25 protein-coding genes are annotated in these 19,499 nt (G+C 64.0%); 14 read left to right on the top strand and 11 right to left on the bottom strand.

Translation table 11 applies throughout. The features are described 5' to 3' along the window. Positions 1-101: 101 nt before the first annotated feature. Genes ACODTA_RS16380 through ACODTA_RS16355 form a run of 6 tightly spaced genes read left to right on the top strand, consistent with a single transcriptional unit; the run spans position 102 to position 5,891 of the window. On the top strand, positions 102-341 hold the full coding sequence (locus tag ACODTA_RS16380) for a DUF6489 family protein (protein WP_489067029.1): 240 nt from the start codon (positions 102-104) through the stop codon (positions 339-341). Between the two features lie 4 nt (positions 342-345). Then, positions 346-1,635: a tRNA uridine-5-carboxymethylaminomethyl(34) synthesis GTPase MnmE gene (gene mnmE / locus ACODTA_RS16375; RefSeq protein ID WP_489067028.1), complete on the top strand. Its 1,290-nt coding sequence runs from the start codon at positions 346-348 to the stop codon at positions 1,633-1,635. Positions 1,636-1,694: 59 nt separating this feature from the next. Next, a complete protein-coding gene (gene mnmG, locus ACODTA_RS16370; protein WP_489067027.1) occupies positions 1,695-3,551 on the top strand; it encodes a tRNA uridine-5-carboxymethylaminomethyl(34) synthesis enzyme MnmG in 1,857 nt (618 codons plus the stop codon). Further along, positions 3,548-4,183, top strand: coding sequence for a 16S rRNA (guanine(527)-N(7))-methyltransferase RsmG (rsmG, locus tag ACODTA_RS16365; protein WP_489067026.1), 636 nt, complete (start codon positions 3,548-3,550; stop codon positions 4,181-4,183). Before mnmG ends, rsmG begins: the two co-directional genes overlap by 4 nt. Continuing rightward, a complete protein-coding gene (locus tag ACODTA_RS16360) occupies positions 4,180-4,962 on the top strand; it encodes a ParA family protein (protein ID WP_489067025.1) in 783 nt (260 codons plus the stop codon). The genes rsmG and ACODTA_RS16360 overlap by 4 nt, the downstream gene beginning before the upstream one ends. Beyond that, complete coding sequence (locus tag ACODTA_RS16355) at positions 4,959-5,891, top strand: ParB/RepB/Spo0J family partition protein (RefSeq protein ID WP_489067024.1); 933 nt, start codon at positions 4,959-4,961, stop codon at positions 5,889-5,891. The genes ACODTA_RS16360 and ACODTA_RS16355 overlap by 4 nt, the downstream gene beginning before the upstream one ends. A gap of 58 nt (positions 5,892-5,949) precedes the next feature. Here the strand turns inward: ACODTA_RS16355 and ribA are convergent, their stop codons facing one another. The 3 genes from ribA to ACODTA_RS16340 form a co-directional block, all read right to left on the bottom strand. After that, complete coding sequence (gene ribA / locus ACODTA_RS16350) at positions 5,950-7,008, bottom strand: GTP cyclohydrolase II (protein WP_489067023.1); 1,059 nt, start codon at positions 7,006-7,008, stop codon at positions 5,950-5,952. After that, a complete protein-coding gene (locus tag ACODTA_RS16345) occupies positions 7,005-7,799 on the bottom strand; it encodes an exodeoxyribonuclease III (protein WP_489067022.1) in 795 nt (264 codons plus the stop codon). Before ACODTA_RS16345 ends, ribA begins: the two co-directional genes overlap by 4 nt. Positions 7,800-7,934: 135 nt before the next feature. Next, entirely contained in the window at positions 7,935-8,438 is a 504-nt protein-coding gene (locus tag ACODTA_RS16340; protein WP_489067021.1) for a thiamine phosphate synthase, read from the bottom strand. A gap of 79 nt (positions 8,439-8,517) precedes the next feature. Between ACODTA_RS16340 and ACODTA_RS16335 the strand changes: the two genes are divergently transcribed. The 3 genes from ACODTA_RS16335 to ACODTA_RS16325 are packed head-to-tail and all read left to right on the top strand — an operon-like array spanning position 8,518 to position 10,671. Continuing rightward, positions 8,518-9,198, top strand: coding sequence for a YggS family pyridoxal phosphate-dependent enzyme (locus ACODTA_RS16335; RefSeq protein ID WP_489067020.1), 681 nt, complete (start codon positions 8,518-8,520; stop codon positions 9,196-9,198). Further along, positions 9,195-9,902, top strand: coding sequence for an HAD family hydrolase (locus ACODTA_RS16330; RefSeq protein ID WP_489067019.1), 708 nt, complete (start codon positions 9,195-9,197; stop codon positions 9,900-9,902). Before ACODTA_RS16335 ends, ACODTA_RS16330 begins: the two co-directional genes overlap by 4 nt. Positions 9,903-9,921: 19 nt before the next feature. Next, positions 9,922-10,671: a sulfite exporter TauE/SafE family protein gene (locus ACODTA_RS16325; RefSeq protein ID WP_489067018.1), complete on the top strand. Its 750-nt coding sequence runs from the start codon at positions 9,922-9,924 to the stop codon at positions 10,669-10,671. 18 nt (positions 10,672-10,689) lie between these two features. Here ACODTA_RS16325 and ACODTA_RS16320 read toward each other — a convergent pair whose 3' ends face one another. Then, positions 10,690-11,640 (bottom strand): isopenicillin N synthase family dioxygenase, encoded by a 951-nt coding sequence (locus tag ACODTA_RS16320; protein ID WP_489067017.1) that lies wholly within the window; start codon positions 11,638-11,640, stop codon positions 10,690-10,692. Between the two features lie 120 nt (positions 11,641-11,760). Here ACODTA_RS16320 and ACODTA_RS16315 point away from each other — a divergent pair, with 120 nt between their 5' ends. The 3 genes from ACODTA_RS16315 (at position 11,761) to ACODTA_RS16305 (ending at position 12,542) form a co-directional block, all read left to right on the top strand. After that, the gene (locus ACODTA_RS16315; protein ID WP_489067016.1) at positions 11,761-11,979 is read left to right on the top strand and encodes a hypothetical protein; all 219 of its coding nucleotides are present in this window, start codon (positions 11,761-11,763) and stop codon (positions 11,977-11,979) included. 183 nt (positions 11,980-12,162) lie between these two features. Beyond that, positions 12,163-12,297 carry a hypothetical protein gene (locus ACODTA_RS16310; RefSeq protein ID WP_281423029.1) on the top strand — a complete coding sequence of 45 codons (135 nt, stop codon included), beginning with the start codon at positions 12,163-12,165 and terminating at the stop codon, positions 12,295-12,297. Between the two features lie 59 nt (positions 12,298-12,356). After that, complete coding sequence (locus ACODTA_RS16305) at positions 12,357-12,542, top strand: PspC domain-containing protein (RefSeq protein ID WP_489067015.1); 186 nt, start codon at positions 12,357-12,359, stop codon at positions 12,540-12,542. Between the two features lie 4 nt (positions 12,543-12,546). Here the strand turns inward: ACODTA_RS16305 and ACODTA_RS16300 are convergent, their stop codons facing one another. After that, complete coding sequence (locus ACODTA_RS16300; RefSeq protein WP_489067014.1) at positions 12,547-14,949, bottom strand: EAL domain-containing protein; 2,403 nt, start codon at positions 14,947-14,949, stop codon at positions 12,547-12,549. A gap of 134 nt (positions 14,950-15,083) precedes the next feature. Between ACODTA_RS16300 and ACODTA_RS16295 the strand changes: the two genes are divergently transcribed. Beyond that, complete coding sequence (locus ACODTA_RS16295) at positions 15,084-15,623, top strand: peroxiredoxin (protein ID WP_489067013.1); 540 nt, start codon at positions 15,084-15,086, stop codon at positions 15,621-15,623. Positions 15,624-15,749: 126 nt separating this feature from the next. On the opposite strand, the gene ACODTA_RS16290 is transcribed toward ACODTA_RS16295, so the two are convergent. The 5 genes from ACODTA_RS16290 to ACODTA_RS16270 form a co-directional block, all read right to left on the bottom strand. Beyond that, positions 15,750-16,097 carry a GFA family protein gene (locus ACODTA_RS16290; RefSeq protein ID WP_489067012.1) on the bottom strand — a complete coding sequence of 116 codons (348 nt, stop codon included), beginning with the start codon at positions 16,095-16,097 and terminating at the stop codon, positions 15,750-15,752. A gap of 68 nt (positions 16,098-16,165) precedes the next feature. Beyond that, positions 16,166-16,561 carry a gamma-glutamylcyclotransferase family protein gene (locus ACODTA_RS16285; RefSeq protein ID WP_489067011.1) on the bottom strand — a complete coding sequence of 132 codons (396 nt, stop codon included), beginning with the start codon at positions 16,559-16,561 and terminating at the stop codon, positions 16,166-16,168. Next, on the bottom strand, positions 16,558-16,887 hold the full coding sequence (locus ACODTA_RS16280) for an antibiotic biosynthesis monooxygenase family protein (RefSeq protein ID WP_489067010.1): 330 nt from the start codon (positions 16,885-16,887) through the stop codon (positions 16,558-16,560). Before ACODTA_RS16280 ends, ACODTA_RS16285 begins: the two co-directional genes overlap by 4 nt. Continuing rightward, positions 16,887-17,633, bottom strand: a complete 747-nt coding sequence (locus ACODTA_RS16275) for a DUF72 domain-containing protein (protein WP_489067009.1) — start codon at positions 17,631-17,633, stop codon at positions 16,887-16,889. The genes ACODTA_RS16280 and ACODTA_RS16275 overlap by 1 nt, the downstream gene beginning before the upstream one ends. 16 nt (positions 17,634-17,649) lie before the next feature. Beyond that, entirely contained in the window at positions 17,650-18,168 is a 519-nt protein-coding gene (locus tag ACODTA_RS16270; RefSeq protein WP_489067008.1) for a hypothetical protein, read from the bottom strand. 201 nt (positions 18,169-18,369) lie between these two features. Between ACODTA_RS16270 and ACODTA_RS16265 the strand changes: the two genes are divergently transcribed. After that, complete coding sequence (locus ACODTA_RS16265) at positions 18,370-18,945, top strand: endonuclease III domain-containing protein (RefSeq protein ID WP_489067007.1); 576 nt, start codon at positions 18,370-18,372, stop codon at positions 18,943-18,945. Between the two features lie 6 nt (positions 18,946-18,951). Here ACODTA_RS16265 and ACODTA_RS16260 read toward each other — a convergent pair whose 3' ends face one another. Then, positions 18,952-19,482 (bottom strand): 2'-5' RNA ligase family protein, encoded by a 531-nt coding sequence (locus ACODTA_RS16260; protein WP_489067006.1) that lies wholly within the window; start codon positions 19,480-19,482, stop codon positions 18,952-18,954. Between the last annotated feature and the right edge of the window lie 17 nt (positions 19,483-19,499).

Genomic DNA, 19,499 nt, shown 5'->3' with positions numbered 1-19,499 from the left:
ATCATGCCGATGGGCGTTGCGATCAGGGCATGGTCGGGCGCATAAGTCATTGACCAGAGCCTAGCAGCGCCGCTTGGGACTGCTCAAGGGGAGACGCACTCATGAAGATCAATGTCGAGGTCGATTGCACGCCGGAAGAGGCGAGGCGCTTCATGGGCTTGCCGGACTTCACGCCGGTCCATGAGAAATATGTGTCCAACATCCTGGAGTCGATGGAGAAGGGCGTCAGCCCGGAGATGATGGAAACGCTGATGCGGAGCTGGATGCCGATGGGCGAGGCCGGGATGAACATCTGGCGGAAGATGTTCGACCAGGTCGGGGGCGGCTCGTCCTCGTCCTGATCCGATGACCACCATCTATGCGCTTTCGAGCGGCGCGCCGCCGGCAGCGCTCGCTGTCGTCCGTATCAGCGGCGCCAATGCGGGCCCGGCCCTGCGCGCCTTGGCGGGTCATTTGCCGGTGCCCCGGCGAGCGGGGCTGGCGACGCTGCGCGACCCGGCCAATGGAGAAGCGCTCGATCGGGCTTTGATCCTGTGGTTTCCGGGACCGGCGAGCGCCACGGGTGAGGATCTCGCGGAGCTTCATCTCCACGGGGGCAGGGCGGTGGTGGCGCGCGTGCTGTCGGTGCTCGGGGAGATCGACGGACTGGTGCCGGCCGGGCCCGGCGACTTTACGCGGCGAGCCTTTGAGAATGGTCGGATCGATCTCGCGGAAGCAGAAGGTCTGTCCGATCTGTTGTTTGCGGAAACTGAGTTGCAGCGCCGAAGCGCGCTCGCGGTCGCGGGCGGTGCGCTGAGTGCACAGGTGGGCGATTGGCAGGATCGGCTGTTGGTGATCTCCGCACAGGTCGAGGCATTGCTCGATTTTTCGGATGAAGACGACGTAACTGGCCCGGAAGACGGTCGGCTCCAGAATGACGTAGCGGTGCTGGCCCGTGAAATCGACGACTGGCTTGCACGGCCCAGCGGCGAACGATTGCGCGACGGTGTGCGGGTGGCGCTGGCTGGCCCGCCCAATGCAGGCAAGTCGACTTTGCTCAACGCGTTAGCAGGGCGGGAGGCGGCGATCGTTTCGCCACGCGCTGGGACGACGCGGGATGTGATCGAGGTGCCGCTGGCCCTGGCGGGGCGTCCGTTCGTGTTGATCGACATGGCGGGCCTTCACGAGGGCACCGGTGACGAGATCGAGGCGGTGGGCATCGAACGCGCAAGGGAGGTTGTCGCCGAGAGCGATATCATTCTTTGGCTCGGAGACGAAGCAGCGGACCCGACGTTCGATTCCGCGCGGACCATCCGCGTTCATGCGCGCGCGGATCTGCCGGGACGCGATATGGAGCTAGGCGGTGCCATTCCGGTTTCGGCTATCCGGGGCACCGGCCTTTCAACATTGATCGATGCGTTGGTTGCGCGGGCTGATATGATGCTGCCGCGGCCGGGAGAGATTGCGCTCAACCAGCGGCAGCGCGAAATGTTGGCCGAATGCCGATCGGCGTTGGGCAGCGTGTTTTTCACCGATCTTCTTTTGCTGGCGGAATCGCTTCGCCTGTCGCGGATGGCGCTGGATCGGCTGACGGGGAGGGCTGGTACCGAACAGATGCTCGACGCGTTGTTCGGCCGGTTCTGCATCGGCAAGTGAGGCTGTTCCACGTGGAACATTTTGACTTGGGACTGGCCATACCCTAGCGCATGCGGGCCATGGCGCGCAATTTCGACATCATCGTTGTAGGGGGCGGACATGCCGGCTGCGAAGCGGCAGCGGCAGCGGCGCGCACCGGTGCTCGCACCGCGCTTGTCAGTTTCTCCAGCGAGACGATTGGGGCGATGTCGTGCAACCCGGCGATCGGCGGATTGGGAAAGGGGCATCTGGTCCGTGAGGTCGACGCTTTTGATGGTTTGATGGCGCGTGCGGCGGATCATGCCGCCATCCATTATCGCATGCTCAATGCGAGCAAGGGCACGGCGGTGCAGGGCCCCCGCATCCAGGCGGACCGGCGCCGCTACAAGCAGGCGGTCCACGCTTTGCTCGCCGACCAGGCCGATCTCCAGATCGTGGAGGGCGAAGCCATTGCGTTGGTCTTCGCCGGTACATCGCGGCGGGTCACTGGGCTCGAACTTGGCGATGGCGAAATATTGCGCGCCGGCGCCGTGGTTCTGGCGACGGGCACGTTCCTCAACGGTCGGATGTTCTGCGGCCCCGAAATCAGCACCGGCGGTCGCGTGGGGGAAGCGTCGGCTCAGCGTCTGGGCGATCAGCTCCGCGCGCTCGATTTGCCGATCGCGCGATTGAAGACCGGCACGCCGCCCCGGATTGATGGCCGCACTATCGATTGGGCGGTGCTTGAGGAGCAGCCGTCGGACGATGGCGACTGGACGATGTCCGCACTGGGAACACGTCGGCCGGCGCCGCAGCTTTTTTGTGCGATCACCCGAACAAACGCTGAAACGCATGCGATCATCCGTGGAGGATTGGATCGGTCACCGCTCTACACTGGGGCGATCGATGCGCTGGGGCCGCGTTATTGCCCGTCCATCGAAGACAAGGTGGTCCGCTTCGGCGACCGCGATGGTCACCAGATTTTCCTTGAACCCGAAGGGCTCGACGATCCTCTCGTTTATCCGAATGGAATCTCGACCTCGCTTCCGGTGGATGTGCAGCATGCGATGATCCGCAGCATGGTTGGGCTCGAGCGCGCCGAGATTGTCCGGCCGGGCTATGCCGTGGAATATGATCATATCGATCCGCGTGCACTGGAGGCGACTCTGGCGGTACGCGGGGTTCCGGGGCTCTATTGCGCGGGCCAAATCAATGGTACCACGGGATATGAGGAAGCGGCGGCGCAGGGGCTCGTCGCCGGGCTGAATGCGGCGGCATTTGTCGGCGGCAGGCCTGGGCTGACGCTCGATCGCGCGACCAGTTACATCGGCGTGATGATCGACGATCTCGTCCTTCAGGGCGTGACAGAACCCTATCGCATGCTGACCGCTCGAGCCGAATATCGCCTGCGCCTGCGCGCGGACAATGCGCCGACGCGGTTGACGCCTGTCGCAATGAACGCGGGCTGTGTGGGTACCATGCGGTGTGAATGGTTCGAGACGCGCGAGCGCGAGCGTGCAAAGCTTCTGGAAGCTCTTGGCGAAGTCGTCTCAGCCAACTTGCTCGCGGAGGTTGGAGTTCCCATCGCGGCGGATGGCGCACGGCGCCCGTTGATCGAATGGCTCCGCTTCCCGCACATTGGTGCGAACGAGGTCTCGCGGATTTCCCCTGCGTTTCAAGGTATCGAGCAGGCCCTGGTTGATGAGATCGTGGAAGATGCGCGCTACGCGCCCTATCTCGCACGGCAGGATGCGGAGATCCGTGCGCTGCGCGCCAATGAAGATATCGGGATCGATCCGGGCTTCGACTATCGTGCAATCGCCGGCTTGTCGAACGAGATGACCGAGCGGCTGGAGGCGGCGCGCCCCGCAACGCTCGCCGCCGCATCGCGCATCCGGGGCATCACTCCGGCGGCGCTTTCGGCAATCCTGGTCCAGGCGAAACGTCAGGCTGCATGACGGAGGATGAGGCGCGCCAGTGGTTGACATCGATGCTCGGTGTTCCACGTGAAACAATCGCCGTGCTGGAGCGCTATGTGGCGCTACTACTCGACGAGGCGACGCGGCAGAATCTGATCGCGGACTCGACGCGCGATCATGTCTGGGCGAGACATATCGTCGATTCCGCCCAGCTATTGCGTTTGGCCGAAGGGGCGGCAGCAGGCCCATGGGTCGATCTGGGATCGGGACCGGGCCTTCCGGGACTTGTGATCGCGGCGCTTTCGGACCGGTCGACCATCCTTGTCGAATCCCGACGCAAGCGCGTCGAGTTTCTGGAAATGGCGATTGAAGCAATGGGGCTTGCGTCACGCGTCGTTGTGGAGGGCCGCCGTGTGGAAGTTTTGCCCGATGGCCTCGCGGCTGGCGTAATCAGCGCGCGGGCCTTCGCCCCGCTCGATCGTCTTTTCCCCGTCGCTCATCGCTTTTCCCGTTCCGGGACCGTCTGGCTGCTGCCAAAAGGCCGAAGCGCACAGTCCGAACTGGAAGTCGTGCGCGGGACATGGCAAGGTGTGTTCCACGTGAAACAGAGCGTCACCGATCCGGATTCAGCGATCATCGTGGCGCGCAACGTGCGGCGGGGAAATCGATGATCCGGATTGCGGTTGCTAACCAGAAGGGCGGGGTCGGCAAGACTACCTCGGCGATCAATCTCGCCACCGCGCTCGCCGCGACCGGATGGCGCGTGCTCCTGATCGACCTTGATCCACAGGGCAATGCTTCGACCGGCCTCGGGGTTCATCAGTCGCAGCGCGTCAATTCTTCTTATGAATTGCTCACCGGCGATTGCACGCTTGACGATGCAGTCATCCATACCAAGGTGCCCAAGCTCGATATCATCGCTTCCACCGTCGATCTGTCGGGCGCGGAGATCGAGCTTGTCGACTATGAAGAGCGCACCGATCGCTTGAAGCAGTCGCTCGATGGTGCAACGCCAGGTCGCTGGGACATCTGTCTGATCGATTGCCCGCCCTCGCTCGGTTTGCTTACCATCAATGCCATGGTCGCGGCGCGATCGCTGATCGTCCCGCTTCAATGCGAATTCTTCGCGCTCGAGGGGCTCAGCCAGCTTTTGAGTACGGTCGAACGCATTCGTGCGCGCTTCAACCCCGATCTGTCGATCCTGGGTGTGGCACTCACCATGTACGATCGCCGCAACAAGCTGACCGAGCAGGTGGCTCAGGATGTGCGCGCTTGTTTGGGCAAGGTGGTCTTCGAAACCGTGATCCCACGCAACGTGCGTCTGTCCGAAGCGCCTAGCCACGGCATGCCGGCGTTGATCTACGATATGCGCTGCGCGGGGTCGGAAGCCTATATCGCGCTCGCTCGCGAACTGATCGGACGGTTGCCGCGCGCGGCGAAGGCAGCATGAGCGAGGACCAGCCGGAGAACAGCGCCGCCGCCGCGTCGCCCAAGCGTCGCCCAAGCGGTCTTGGCCGTGGATTGAGCGCGTTGCTCGGTGAAGTCGCGCGTGAGGAGCCCGTCACCGCATCGCCGAGCAGCGGGCCGCGCGCGGGCATTCAGATGGTCGCGGTATCCGATCTCGCGCCACACCCCGAGCAGCCTCGTCGGCATTTCGACGATGCCGCCCTTGACGAACTTGCCGGATCGATCGCCAAGCGTGGCGTGATCCAGCCCATCGTCGTGCGTCCCAATGGTGCCGGATATCAGATTGTCGCCGGCGAACGCCGCTGGCGTGCCGCGCAACGTGCGCATATCCACCAAGTACCAGTAATCGTTCGGGATTTCGACGATTCAGAGGCACTCGAAATTGCGCTGATCGAGAATATTCAGCGCGAGGATCTCAACGCGATCGAAGAGGCGGAGGCGTATCGCAAGCTCGCCACCGAGTTCGGCCATAGCCAGGAAGCACTGGGCAAGCTCGTCAGCAAATCGCGTAGTCATATCGCCAACCTGCTGCGCCTGCTCGACCTGCCGGCGCGCGTGCGCGACTGGGTTGCTGACGGCCAGTTGCAGATGGGCCATGCCCGTGCGCTTATCACCGCGCCCGATCCCGAAAGCCTGGCCGAGCAGGTGATCCGGCGCGGATTGTCGGTGCGCGAGACTGAGGGACTGGCGCGCCAGGCAAAGCCGGGCGGTGGCGGTGTCCGCCACCAATCTTCAAGTGGGCAGAAGGGCGGGGATGCCGATATCGAAGCGCTTGAGCGCCAGCTCGGCGACCTGCTCGGTCTTAAGGTGCGCATCCAGCACCAGCTCAAGAGCGGAACGGTGACGCTCGCCTATCACTCGCTCGATCAGCTCGACATGATCTGCCAGCGGCTGAGCGGCGAGAAGATCTGAAGGCTCAAGCGCATAGCCGCTGAACCTCGAGGTTCGGCGGTCTTCTTTCAAGCCTGATTCAAAGCTGATGCCCGGTGCGATCGCGCTTGGTATCGAGATACTTCGCATTGTGCGGATTGGACGGCAGCTTGTGCGGCACGCGCTCGACGACGTCGATGCCATGGGCTGCGAGCTGGGCGACCTTTTCAGGATTGTTGGTGAGCAGCCGGATCCGCGTCTGCCCGATCAGCGCGAGCATCCGCGCCGCCACGCCGAAATCCCTTGCATCGATCGCGAAGCCGAGGCGCAGATTGGCGTCGACCGTGTCGTGGCCCTGATCCTGCAGGCTGTAGGCGCGCAGCTTGTTGATCAGGCCGATGCCGCGCCCTTCCTGACGCAGATAGAGCAGGATTCCCCAGCGCGACGCGATGGCGTGGAGTGCGGCGTGGAGCTGTGGTCCGCAATCGCACTTGAGCGATCCCAATACGTCCCCGGTCAGGCATTCGCTGTGCAGGCGCACCAATGGCGGCTTTCCGTCGGGTTCGCCCAGGATCAACGCGACATGCTCGGTGCCGGCGTCGCGGCTGCGAAAGGCGATGATCTCGGCATTTTCAGATGCCTCGACCGGCAAGCGCGCGCGCGCTGCGATCACCAGCGCGTTCGAATCGTCATAGGCGGCGATATCGGCGGGGGTGATGGTGACTTCCGGTGCACCGGCGCTGGCAATGAAGAAGGCGGGCAGCAGTCCCGCAAGCCGCGCCAGTTCCAGCGCGGCGGAGGTCGCATCTCCGGCTGTGACAGGAACCGCTCGATAAGGGCCCTTGAGAGGTGTCGCGAGATCGAAGGCGGGATCGGCGAGCGCGACCGCACCGGCCAGGTCGATCCACGGCGCCCGTTCCACTCGCACGGGTCGTGCGGGATCCGCCGCGGCAAGCTGGTTGGCGAGCTTGAGGGTGACCGCGCGCGTCGAGGAGATCAGGATATCGGCCGTTTCCTCAGGATCGAAGTCGGCGAGCCGTACGGCATCGGCGGTCTCGATTGCGAGCAGATGCACGATGCCGTCCGCGCCAGCGATGGCGATCGGCCAGCCGCGCTTCAGCGCATCGATGGCGCGGGCCGCAGCGCGCGGGTCGCTCAAAGGCGGAACTCCGTGACGATCGGGATGTGATCGGACGGCTTGAGCCAGCTCCGGCACGATTCATGAACCTTGTGCCCGACGGCGAGTGCTGCGACCTCCCTGGAGGCCCACATATGATCAAGCCGGCGGCCGCGATCGGATGCGGCCCAGTCTTTCGCGCGATAGCTCCACCAAGTGTACAGCCGTTCGGGCGGCGGCACGAAATGCCGGCCGAGATCGACCCAGTCATGGGCCGCCTGCAAACGGCCGAGCGTCTCGACCTCGATCGGGGTGTGGCTGACCACGTCGAGAAGCTGCTTGTGGTTCCAGACATCGCTTTCGAGGGGCGCGACATTGAAATCGCCGACCAGCAAGGTAGGCACCGACAGGGTTTCGGACCAGGCGATCATCCGTTCGAGGAAATCGAGCTTCTGGCCGAATTTCGGATTGACCGTGCGATCGGGAATGTCGCCGCCGGCCGGCACATAGACATTCTCCAGCCGCATACCGTTTTCCAGCCGGACACCGACATGGCGGGCCTCGCCATTGGCCTGCCAGTCAAGGCGATTGTCTTCCACCATCGGCACGCGGCTGAGGATCGCGACACCATGGTGCATGCGTTGGCCGTTGAGCATCTGATAGGAATAGCCCAGGCGGCGAAATGCATCGGCGGGGAAGGTTTCGTCGACGGTCTTGGTTTCCTGGAGGCACAATACGTCCGGTGCTTCTTCCGTCAGGAAGCGCTCGACGATCTCGATCCGAAACCGGACCGAATTGATGTTCCAGGATGCGATCTTGAGTGTGTCAGCCATATCGTCGGCATTAGAGCGATTTGAAGTTCGATGGAATCATCGAACGACTCGAAAATCGCGGCAAACAAACCCAGTGCTCGCGCTGTCTGCGCCGCAAGGCCGAACGCGGCTGACTCGTCCATGTAAATCGCCCGATCATCGGGGCGTCAATCCATCGATCGCGGCCCAGCCATGAGCCCCCGATGTCATCAGTCTCCTGGCGCGTCGGGCATCCATGCCGCCCAATGCGATGACGGGCTTGTTGGTCTGTGCAAGCAGTGTCCGAAAACCGGCCATTCCCAGTCCCTTGGCGCCAGGATGCGAGCGCGTCGCGAAGACCGGCGAGACGAAGATCAGATCGGCGTGGTGAGCATCGCGCAGTTCGGCCGTGTCGTGCACCGGCGCGCTCAGGATCATCGTGGCGGCGCCGATCCGTGAGAAGCGGCCATGCGCGCCATCGGCGCCCCATATGTGGGCCTGCGACGGTCGTCCTGCGAGCAGCAACGTCAGGCCACGTCGCCGCGCAATGCGTTTCACCCGTTCGAACAATGCGCGCCTGGCGGCCGGATCGAGGCTGTAATGCCGGAAGACGACGCCGCCATCTCGCGGCATCGCCTTGAGCGCGCGCCAGAGCGAGTCCCCCTGGCGCTCGTCGGTCATCAGCCAGATGTGTGGCAGTGAGCATGAAGTTCGGGATCGGGGGTGGCGGCGGGGCATCGCGCTTTCTATAGCAGCCGGCATGACCTTCCATGAAAGCCCTGATGATGCAGGCGCTCGTCTGGCCGCGGTTCGCTCCGCCATGGCGAAGGCCGCGGCGCTTGCAAAGCGCCCGGCTAACGCTGTCACGCTGATCGCGGTCTCCAAGACCCACGGTGTCGATGCCATCCGACCGTTGATTGATGCCGGCCAGCGCGTGTTCGGCGAAAATCGCGTGCAGGAAGCCGAAGCCAAATGGCCTGCGCTTCGCGAAGAGAATACCGATCTGGCGCTGCACCTGATCGGACAGCTCCAGTCGAACAAGGCCGACGCCGCTGTCGCCTTGTTCGACGCGATCCATTCGGTCGATCGAGGTTCGGTGGTCGCGGCACTGGCGCGGGCAATGGACAAGCAGGGGCGGCGGCCCGATTGCTTCGTCCAAGTGAATATCGGCGCGGAAGAACAGAAGGGCGGGTGCGTCGTCGGCGATCTGCCGGCGCTGCTGGCCGAAGCACGCGTTGCCGACCTGCCGGTGCGCGGGCTGATGTGCGTGCCGCCCGCCAATGTCGAACCCGCACCCTATTTCGCGCTGCTTGCCAAGATCGCGCGCGACAACGGGCTGAGCGGGCTTAGCATGGGCATGTCGGGAGATTACGAGACAGCGATCATGATCGGCGCGACCCATGTCCGTGTTGGCACTGCACTGTTCGGCGGTCGCGGGTGACGATCGAGGCGATCATCTTCGATTTCGACGGCGTGCTGCTCGAAAGCGAATATGCCGGCAATCGCCATCTTGCGGAGACGCTGACCGTATTGGGCCATCCGACGAGCGTCGAGGATTCGATGGCCAATTTCATGGGGCTGGCCGGCAGGGATTTCCTGGATGCGATTTCCGCCTGGATCGGTGGGCCGGTGCCGCCGGCTTTTCACGCGATCCGGGAAGAGGAAGACGCTCGTATGATCCGTGAAGGGATCGCCGCGGTCGCCGGTGCCGTCGGCTTCGTCCGCGGCCTGCCACCGACGCTGCCGCGCGCCATTGCCTCGTCTAGCTCGACGCGTTGGATCGCGGCGCATCTCGATCATCTCGGCATCGGTGATACGTTTCGGGGGCATATCTATAGCGGGCGGGAACATGTCGAGCGTGGCAAGCCGGCCCCGGATCTCTATCTGCATGCAGCCCAGGCGATCGGCGCGGATATCCGCAACACGCTCATCATCGAGGATTCACCCGTTGGCGTGACCGGCGCGCTCGCTTCAGGCGCCCATGTCATCGGCTTGTGCGTGGGGCAGCATTGCGCGCGCGACCATGATGTCCGGCTGCGCGCGTTGGGCGTCGACATCATCGCGAAAAGCTTCGATGAAATCGCGCCGTTGCTTGCCGGTGTCGCGCACTTTCCCGCGCCTATGCTGGGAAGCGCCATAAGATGACGTCATGGCGGCCTGATCGGTGCTGACCGATCCCGCTTTCTACATGCTGGCCATTCCCGCCGTGATCCTGGTGGGATTGAGCAAGGGCGGTTTTGCCGGCCTCGGTGCGATCTCGCTGCCGATGCTTGCGATGGCGATCTCGCCGATCCAGGCCGCCGCGATCCTGCTGCCGATCCTGATCGTGCAGGATGTGGTCGGCGTGTGGTCGTTCCGCCGCGAATGGAATGCTCGGGTCATCGTTGAACTGCTGCCGGGCACGGTGGTCGGCATCGGCCTGGGCTGGCTGCTTGCCGCATGGGTATCGGTGGATGCGGTGATGGCGGCACTCGGGGCGATCACCGTCGTCTTCGCGGCGCAGCGTATCTGGGTCGAACGGCGTGGCGCGATCGCCGCCGCACCGAACGCACCGGCATGGCTGGGCTCGATCTTTGGTCTGGCCTGCGGCTTCACCAGCCAGATCGCGCATGCGGGCGTGCCGCCGTTTCAGATGTGGGTGATCCCCAAGCGCCTGGATCATCTTACGCTCGCGGGAACCACCGCGGTCTTCTTCGCCACGGTCAACTGGATCAAGGTGCCGGTCTATTGGGCGCTGGGCCAGTTCACCCGGGAGACGCTGGCCACCGCTGCGATCCTGATGCCCATCGCCATCCTGTCGACGATCGCTGGCGTATGGCTGGTCCGCCGGGTGTCGCCCGAGCGCTTCTATCATGCGCTCTATGCGCTGATGATCCTTGTCGGGCTCAAGCTGCTCTGGGACGGCCTGACCTGAACACCTGCGCGTGGGATGCTATTTGAGCAGACCGATCTCGCGCAGGCGCTGGAACAGATAGTCGTCGGCGGTGATCGGATCGGGATAGCGATCCGGATTCTCGGCACTGACGCAGCCAGGCAAGGTCCTGATCTCGAAATCGGAACGCAGGTGCAGGAAGAACGGCATCGAGTAGCGCGCCACGCCGCGCCGCTCCGGCGGCGGATTGACGACGCGATGCGTGGTCGAGGGCAGCACATGGTTGGTCAGCCGCTGCAGCATGTCTCCCACATTGACCACCAGCGCACCCTCGGGCGGCTTGATCGGCAGCCAGTGCCCGTCGCGGTCGAGCAACTGCAGGCCTGATTCCTCCGCCCCCAGCAGCAATGTGATCAGATTGATGTCTTCGTGTGCACCCGCGCGCACGCCGGGTGCATCAGCCGAGACCGGGGGGTAATGGAGCAAGCGCAATACGCTGTTGCCGTTATGGACGGGATCGACGAACCAGTCGGGCGCCAGTCCCAGATGTCGGGCGATCGCGGACAGCAACCGTGCACCGACCCGGTCGAACTCGGCATACAGCGCCGAAAAGGTCTCGCGGAACCCTTCGGGACGATCCGGCCAGAGATTATCGGGCATGGTCGCGCGATAGGGGTGGCCGGCCGGCAGATCGCGGCCGACATGCCAGAATTCCTTCAGGTCATGCTCGCTCGCATCCTTGGCGATCTCCGTGCCGAAGGCGGTATAGCCGCGCGCACCGGCCTTGCCGGGCAGATGATATTGCATCTTGTAGGCTGTCGGCTCTTCGAAAAACGCCTTGGTCAGCGCCCAGGCGCGTTCGATCAACCCCTGATCGATGCCGTGATCGGCGATCACCGCGAAACCATAGCGTTCGAACGATGCGCCGAAATCGTGCGCGAAAGCGTCGGGATCGCGCTCCTCGTCGGCAAGTGACAGCGGGGGCACGGATGAGGAGGGGGTATCGAGCATGCTGAAATCCTTTGCGCGCCAATCTAGCGGCTTGTGGCGCGGGCGAACAGGGGCTGTGACCTGCGCCACAGCGGACCGCTTGCGCAACGGGCAAACCATCGCGCGAAGGGGAGAGTCGCGATGCAACCGGTCTTCTATGTGATGGCGATATTGGGCTGTGGCGATGCCGGCACCGGTTGCGAGACAGTCCGGACGGCGCCGACGCTCTATGCAAGCCCGACGGCCTGCCGGGCCGCTGCCGGTGAGGTGCTGCTTGCGAACACCGATCTCGACTATCCCATGCTGCGCATCGTCTGTCGCAAGGCGTCTCGGCAAGCGACGATGCGTCCCGCCACCTAGGGTTGCACCATATAGTGGTGAATTATCCCACATGTTGGATAGGTAACGGACGGCGTCAGCACACTTTAAAGGATAAAATCGCCGAAAATCCGGGATTCCATAAAATTGGCACGGTCCCTGCAATCTGATTGGCATCTCCGCCCGATGGTCGGGTGGAGCGGTTCAAATTCAGGGAGTGATCAAATGTCCATCGACCTTTCCAACGTTCAGCGCGCGGCGGTTTCGCTGGTCGGCGCCCTTTTCCTCGCGACCGTTTTCGTCGGCACCGCTGTTGCGCCGTCCGAAGCCCAGGCCGCAGTCGTCGCGCCGGTCCGTTGAGGACCGGCGTCCGACCTTCTCAAATTCAACGCACCCGCTTTTCACAGGAAACCGCAGACATGACCGCCCGTTTCGCTCTCGACAAGACCAATGCCAAGGTGATGGGCGTCTGCGCCGGCTTTGCGCGCTGGACGGGCATCGATCCCACGATCATCCGCATCGCGGCTGTCGCGCTCACCTTGCTCGGCGTTGGATCGACGATCATCCTTTATCTGCTGATCGGCCTGATCGCACCCGCCGCCTGAGGTTTCAGGCCTGGCGCGACTGCGCCCGCTGTTCCGCCGTCCAGGCCGGATCGGAAAGAACGGACCCCGCGAACTGACCGATCGGGCGGGGTTCGCTGATCAGATAGCCCTGGACCTGCGTGCAACCCTGCTGCCGCAACTGATCGAGTTGCTCCTCGGTCTCCACGCCTTCCGCGACCACCTCGAGATTGAGGCCGCGTCCCAGCGAGATGATCGCCTCGACGATCGAGCGGGCCTGGCCGTTGTGAAGCATGTCGGCGATGAACGACCGGTCGATCTTCACCTTGTCGAACGGGAATTGCCGGAAATAGCTCAGGCTCGAATAGCCCGTCCCGAAATCGTCCATCGCGATCTGCACGCCGGTCTCACGCAGGCGGCTGAGGATCGCGATGCCGCGTTCGGCATCCTGCACGAACACACCTTCGGTGATCTCGAGTTCCAGCCGCTTGGGCGGCAGTCCGGCATCGGCCAGCGCGCACGCCACGGTTTCGCAGATATCGGCATAGGCGAACTGAGCGGGCGACAGGTTCACCGACAATTTGAGCGGCGGATCCCAGCATGCCGCGTCGGTGCAGGCCTTGCGCAACACCCATTCGCCGAGTTCGATGATCAGGCCGCTATCCTCGGCGATCGGAATGAAATCGTCGGGCATCATCAGGCCGCGCTCGGGATGGTTCCAGCGCACGAGCGCCTCGAATCCCTCAACACGCCCAGCTTCGATGCCGACCAGCGGCTGATAGTCTATATGCAGGCCGTCCTCGGTGATCGCGCGGCGCAGATCGGCTTCCAGCGCGGCCCGGTCCCTGGCCATGGCATCCATCGCCGGTTCGAAGAAGCGGAATATGCCGCGCCCATCTGCCTTGGCGCGATAGAGTGCCAGATCGGCATGGCGAAGCGCCACGTCCGCCTCGGTCGCGTCGCCGGGGATCATCGCGATCCCCAGGCTGGCGGAGATGCGCAACATCTGGTTCCCGATCGTGACGGGCCGATTGAGCCGTGCGAGGATCCGGCGCGCGATCGAGGCCGCGTCCATTTCGAGCTCGCGCATCCGGCACATCATCGCGAACTCGTCGCCGCCAAGCCGCGCGGGCAGCATTCCGGCGGTCGAGACCTGCCTGAGCTCGTTCGCGACATGGCGCAGCAACTCGTCGCCCACCGAATGACCGTAGAGATCGTTGATCGACTTGAACCGGTCGAGGTCGAAGCAGAACACCGCGATCTCGTCGTCCGGGCCGCGCGTGGCCGCCGCTTCGGCGACACGGGTGTTGAACAGCGAACGGTTGGCGATGCCGGTCAGCGGATCGTGATAGGCAAGGTGGTGGATGCGCTGCTCGGCTTCCTTGCGCGCGCGGATATCGGTGACCACGAGCACGGTGTGCGGCCTGCCGCGCCATGCGATCGGTCGCGCCGTCACTTCGACATCGATCATGTCGCCATCGCTTGCGCGCAGGATCATCTCGCGGGTCTGCCCTGATTCGATCAATTGCGTCAGCGACAGCCTGTCGGCGAGGGCGGGGAGGGTGACGGCGAGCGGCGCGACGGCGGCGTGCGACCAGCCGGCCAGCGCGCGGAGCGCCGCGTTGACGTCGACGATCCGGCTCCCCTCGATCACGGCCAGTCCCTCGATCGCGGCATTGGCGAAATCGGTGACGCGCTGTTGTTCGGCGATGCGGCGCAGCGCCAGGCGATGGTCGAACCACAGATACATGCCGCCGACCAGGATCAGCATGAAGGCGCCTGCGCCGACCAGGATCGCCAGCGTGTCCGAACGGATGGCATCGGCGGGCATGGCGATGCGCGGATCGGGCAGGATGCTCGCCGCCGCCATCGCGATGAAGTGGAGGCCGCAGATGGCGAGCGCGAACAGCAGGGCGGCGGCGGCGACCGATCCGCGCCGAAGCCGCCGGCGTGCGATCAGCGCGGTCCAGGCGAGCACCGCGCTTGTGACAAGCGAGGCGGACACCAATTGCCCGTCCCATAGCACATGGCCCTGCACGCGCAGGGCCGCCATGCCGATATAATGCATGGTCGCGATTCCGGCCGCGAGCACGAGCGCTGGCAGCGGTGACAATGAGCGCCGCCGCGTGCGAAGCTCCAGCCACCAGGCGAGGCCGCTCATCGCCACGGCGGCAGCGATCGACAGCAATGTCAGCGGAACATCGTAGCCCACGGGCAATTGGGGCTCGTAGGCGATCATCGCGATGAAATGGGTCGACCAGATCCCAAGGCCGCTGGCGACGCCCGCCAGTGCGATCCATTGCGGCCGCTGTTCGCGGCGAAGCGCCGATGCACGCCTCGCGACGAGAACCGCGAGCACGGACGCGAGGATGCAGATGATGCCCGCCAGCAGGACCAGCCGGTGATCGTGCTGTTCCGCGATACAGGCATAGACTTTGAGCAACTTCACTCCCCCGAAGGCGACTGTATCGACCGCGCTTAAAGGGAGGAGAGTTAAGGAAGCGACAATCGCGCAAGCCGCTTCAAAGGCGCGCGGTTTGCGCGTAGGTTGAGCTATCCGCCGCCGAGAGAGGGTGCCACTCCATGAAGACGCTTCGCTACGCCATCGCCGCCGCTTCGCTGCTTGCGCTGACGCCCGTCCAGGCTGCGCTCGCGCCCGGCGCCAAGGCGCCCGATTTCACGACCCAGGCATCGCTGGCGGGCAAGCCGTTCAGCTTCACCTTGTCTCGCGCGCTGAAGAAGGGGCCGGTCGTTCTCTATTTCTATCCCAAGGCGTTCACCAAGGGCTGCACGATCGAGGCGAACATGTTCGCGGAGGCGACCCCCGATTTCGCCAAGGCGGGCGCCACGGTGATCGGCGTTTCCGCCGACGAGATCGGCGTGCTCAACGAATTCTCGCGCAAGGAATGCCGCGACAAATTCGCGGTCGCGTCAGCGACTCCGGCTATGATCAAGGCCTATGACGTCGTCTTCGCCAAGTCGCCCAACCTGTCCGACCGCACATCCTATGTGATCGCGCCCAACGGCAAGGTCATTTACGTCCATTCCGAGCTCAATCCGGCCGATCATGTGAAGAACACCCTGGCCGCCGTCCGCGACTGGCGCGCCAAGCACAGGAGTTAAAAGCCCTGCAATCGGCTCAGCCTGATTCGAAAATGGTGATCTCCGAGAACCGGCGCGCAGCGTACTTCAGTACGTGAGCACTGGAAGCGCAGGGAAACGCCATTTGCAGGCCAGCATGGCCGATTGCTAAAAGCTGCGGCCGTCGACTTGGGTGATTTTGATGGAACTCAAATCGATCCCCTCAATGCAGCGCAGGTTGACCGCCGCCATCTCGGAACCGTCAGGGCCGGTGCCTTCGGCGAAGGGCGCGCAGCCGCATGTGCCGCAGAAATGATGCGCGATGCTGTGCTTGTTGAACCGATAGGTGTGGAGTTCGCCCTCGACAGGATCGAGGGTCAGCACGCCACGCGGCACGAAGGCGAGCAGATAGCCCTTTCGCGAACAATGCGAGCAATTGCACTCCATCGCTTCGTCGAGTGACGCATCGACATCGAACGCGACATTTCCGCAGTGACAGCTTCCACGCTTGGCCATGGTTCACCTCCAGCTTCGATGGTCCTTTAGCCCAGGTGGCATGCCTCATCAAGAACAAATAAGGAACATCAGGCGCTGTCGCCGAGAAAATCGCCACTTGAGATGCGATGCACCTCGCTTACCGGCCAGCCATAGACGTAGGTCCAGGCTGTACGTGACCGGCCTTGATGGACGACCGTGATGCGGATGCGCTCATATTCATGTGGAGGCTGGTCGTCGGGGCCGCATCCTTCATAGATATCGAGCGCGGCGAGCAGGGCATCCGGATCGGCCGCCTCGAACAGCGCACCCTTGATGACGTCGCCTGCCGTATCGGCGACGAAGCCGGGATAATGCGAAATTCGGTAAAGTCGCCCCGATGCCGTCGCTGGGCCAAGCCAGTGGCCCTGACCGATCATCCGCGCTTCAGCCGATCCGCCCGGCCGCAACGTGCCATAGACGAAGATCAGCGCATCGTCGGTCATCCGCCCGGCGTATCGACGATCAGGTCGTCGGTCACGGTCATGGTCAGGATCGGTGCATGCCCCGGCGGGGTTTCGGCGACGGCATCGACGAACATCGCGCGCGCCTCCGGATCATCATAAACCATCTTCACGTCGATCGCCGCCTGCCAGGCCGCCTCGTCGGGCCACATCGCATAGCCGACGAACCGGCCGTCGCGTTCCTGGTGCAGCCGCGATCCGTAGCTGCCATAGATGCGCGTGATCGCGCGCGTGCCGCGCCGCCAGGCCTCGCGGAACTGCTCTTCCTTGCCGGGATGGACCCGCCACCAATAGACGGCGACGAACATCAGCCCAGTCGCGCGGTCAGCGCTTCCGCGGCGGCGGGCGCACGGACCTTGGCGCCGTTGATCATGAAGACGAATGTGTCGCGATTGCCCTTGGCCCAGCCCTTCGCCCTTTCCGCCCAATCGTCGAGCGCGGCGGTGGTATAGCCGGTCTCGATCTCCTCCTCGGCGCTTTGCAGCCGGGCATAGGCGAAATCGGCGGTGGTTTCGTCGATGGTCGGATAACCGGCCTTGTCGGCGAAGACGATCGCTGCGCCGGCATCGCGCGCGAGCGCCACGAACGTCTCGTCCTCGAAGCTCCCATGCCGCACTTCCAGCGCATGGCGCAGTGTCACGCCGTCCACCTTCTCCGGCAGCAGTTTCAGGAAGGCGCCGAAATCATCCCGGTCGAATTTCTTGGTCGGCATGAACTGCCACAGGATCGGGCCAAGCTTGTCGCCGAGTTCCGCGATCCCCTGATTGATGAACTTTCCAATGGACTCACCCGCGTCGGCCAGCACCTTCCGATTGGTGCAGAAGCGCGAGGCCTTGACGGTGAAGACGAAATCCTGAGGGGCGGCATCGGCCCATTTTCGGAAGCTCTCGGGCTTGAAGCTGCTGTAATAGGTGCCGTTGATCTCGATCGCCCCCATGCGCGAGGCGGCATGTTCCAGCTCGCGCGCATGCGGCAGCTTGTCGGGATAGAATGTGCCGCGCCACGGCTCGTAGGTCCATCCACCGATGCCAACCCTGATGCGTCCGGCGCTCATCATCCATCTCCTTCATTCAACCCTGCACAGCGCAGCTCACCGTCCAGAGCGGCGCGACATTGCCCTGCAGCAGCATGTCCCAGGTCACGCCCTTGGGGCCGCGCTTGCCGCCCGCATCGGTCCAGCGGGCACCGCGCTTGGGCACGGTGATCGCATCCGACCACACTGTCGGGATAAGTTCAGAATGACTGGCGTCACCAAGCGAAAAACCGAACGCCACCTTCATCTCCACCGGCCGGATGCGCAGGTCGTTCTCCAGCCCGATCCGCGCGGTCCAGCGCCCGTCGCTCGAAAAGCGGACCCAGCTTCCCTCCGGCGTGCCGCCGACCATGCGCGTGCGCTGCGACTGGCCGAAGGGATGCGTGGCCCTGAGCGCCCAGGTGACGCTCTTCACCTTGCCCTGCTTGTTCACCGTCCGCGCCAGTTCCCTGGCGTCGATCGTGTAGGTGGCGCCGCACGCCATCGCTGTTCCCATGGTTGCCAGGGTCAGCACCAGGGCGCCCAATATGCGTGCGATCATTCCACCCTTTCGCAAGTCTCATCTCCCGATACGCGAAGGGGCATGCTCTTAGAGCGATTCCCGGCCGGAGGAAATCATCTGGCACATGTTCTTGTTTTGTTCGATATGCATCCGATGCAGGCGCGATTCGATTTCGCCATTTCCGATCTGGGCCGCTGGCGGGGAATGCTCGCACCGCTGCTTGCGGATGTCCGTTTGCGCCCGCCGCGCCGTCCGATGAGCGAGCTGATCAAGGCGATGATCAGCGGACGGACGCTCGATGCCGACTCGCTGGCCGCCTTTGACGCCATCGGGCGCAGGTTCGTCTCGGTGCGGCGGCTGGCGCATGCGACGCCCGATGAGATCGAGGCAGTGATCGCCGGAGTCAATCATGCGTCGATCAAGGCGGAGTGGATGGCGCGCGCGCTGCGGATCATCGGTCGTGACAGGCCCGATTATCGCCTGGAATTTCTGGGTGGCGTGCCGCTTGCCGACGCGCTCGCCTATCTTGAATATCTGCCTGGCGTGGGGCGCAAGGTGGCGGCATCGGTGCTCAACGCCAGCACGCTGCGCCGCCCCGTCTTCATCGTCGACACACATGTGCGCCGCGTGCTGCGGCGCCTTCGCTATGTTCGCCGCAACGCCGACTATTGCGAGGCGAGCGAGGCGGTCACCGCCGATCTTCGCGACTGGCCGGGCGAGGATCTGTTGCTGCTCCATATCGCGATGAAGCGGCTCGGCCAGCGTCACTGCCATGAACATGCGCCCGATTGCCGGGCATGCCCGTTGCGGCGGGATTGTCCGGGCGCATGAAAGAGCTCAGGCCGCTTTCTGCGTACAAGCCGTCAATGGCCAACTGCCGTGAACGATATGCCGGGTCTCGCCATGCAGGCTTTCGACAAGGCATAGTCGGTCGGCGGTCCAGCTGATCGGATCGATCGGCCGGGCGGGCATCGACCTGCCATCATAGCCAAGCGTGATGTGCGGCCGGAAATGCGACCAGAGCGCCGGGTGCAGGCCGATCGCGGTCGCGATCCGTATCTGCAGCGCATCGAAGCCGCGCAGGTGCTCGCTCGGCTTCAGCAGCGCCGATCTGGGACCGCCGATGACAGTGTCGAACACCAGTCCGCAAGACGGCAGCGTCAGATCTGCCAGTGCTTCCACGATCAGCGCGATCACGCCGCGCGGCGTCTCGTCATATCCACCCGCGGTGCCGATCGTGACATGGAGCCTGTCCTCACGTACGGGCGTTCCAACCAGGGTCGGCGAACAAAATTGCGCGATCTCGCGCCGAATCTCGGTCGGCGGCGGCAGGAAGAAATACATATGATGACGGCGCTGCCGATTCATTGCGAACCCCCCTGAAA

It is taken from the genome of Sphingomonas sp. FG14, from assembly GCF_057809675.1.
This window is presented reverse-complemented; position numbering and strand designations above follow the sequence as displayed.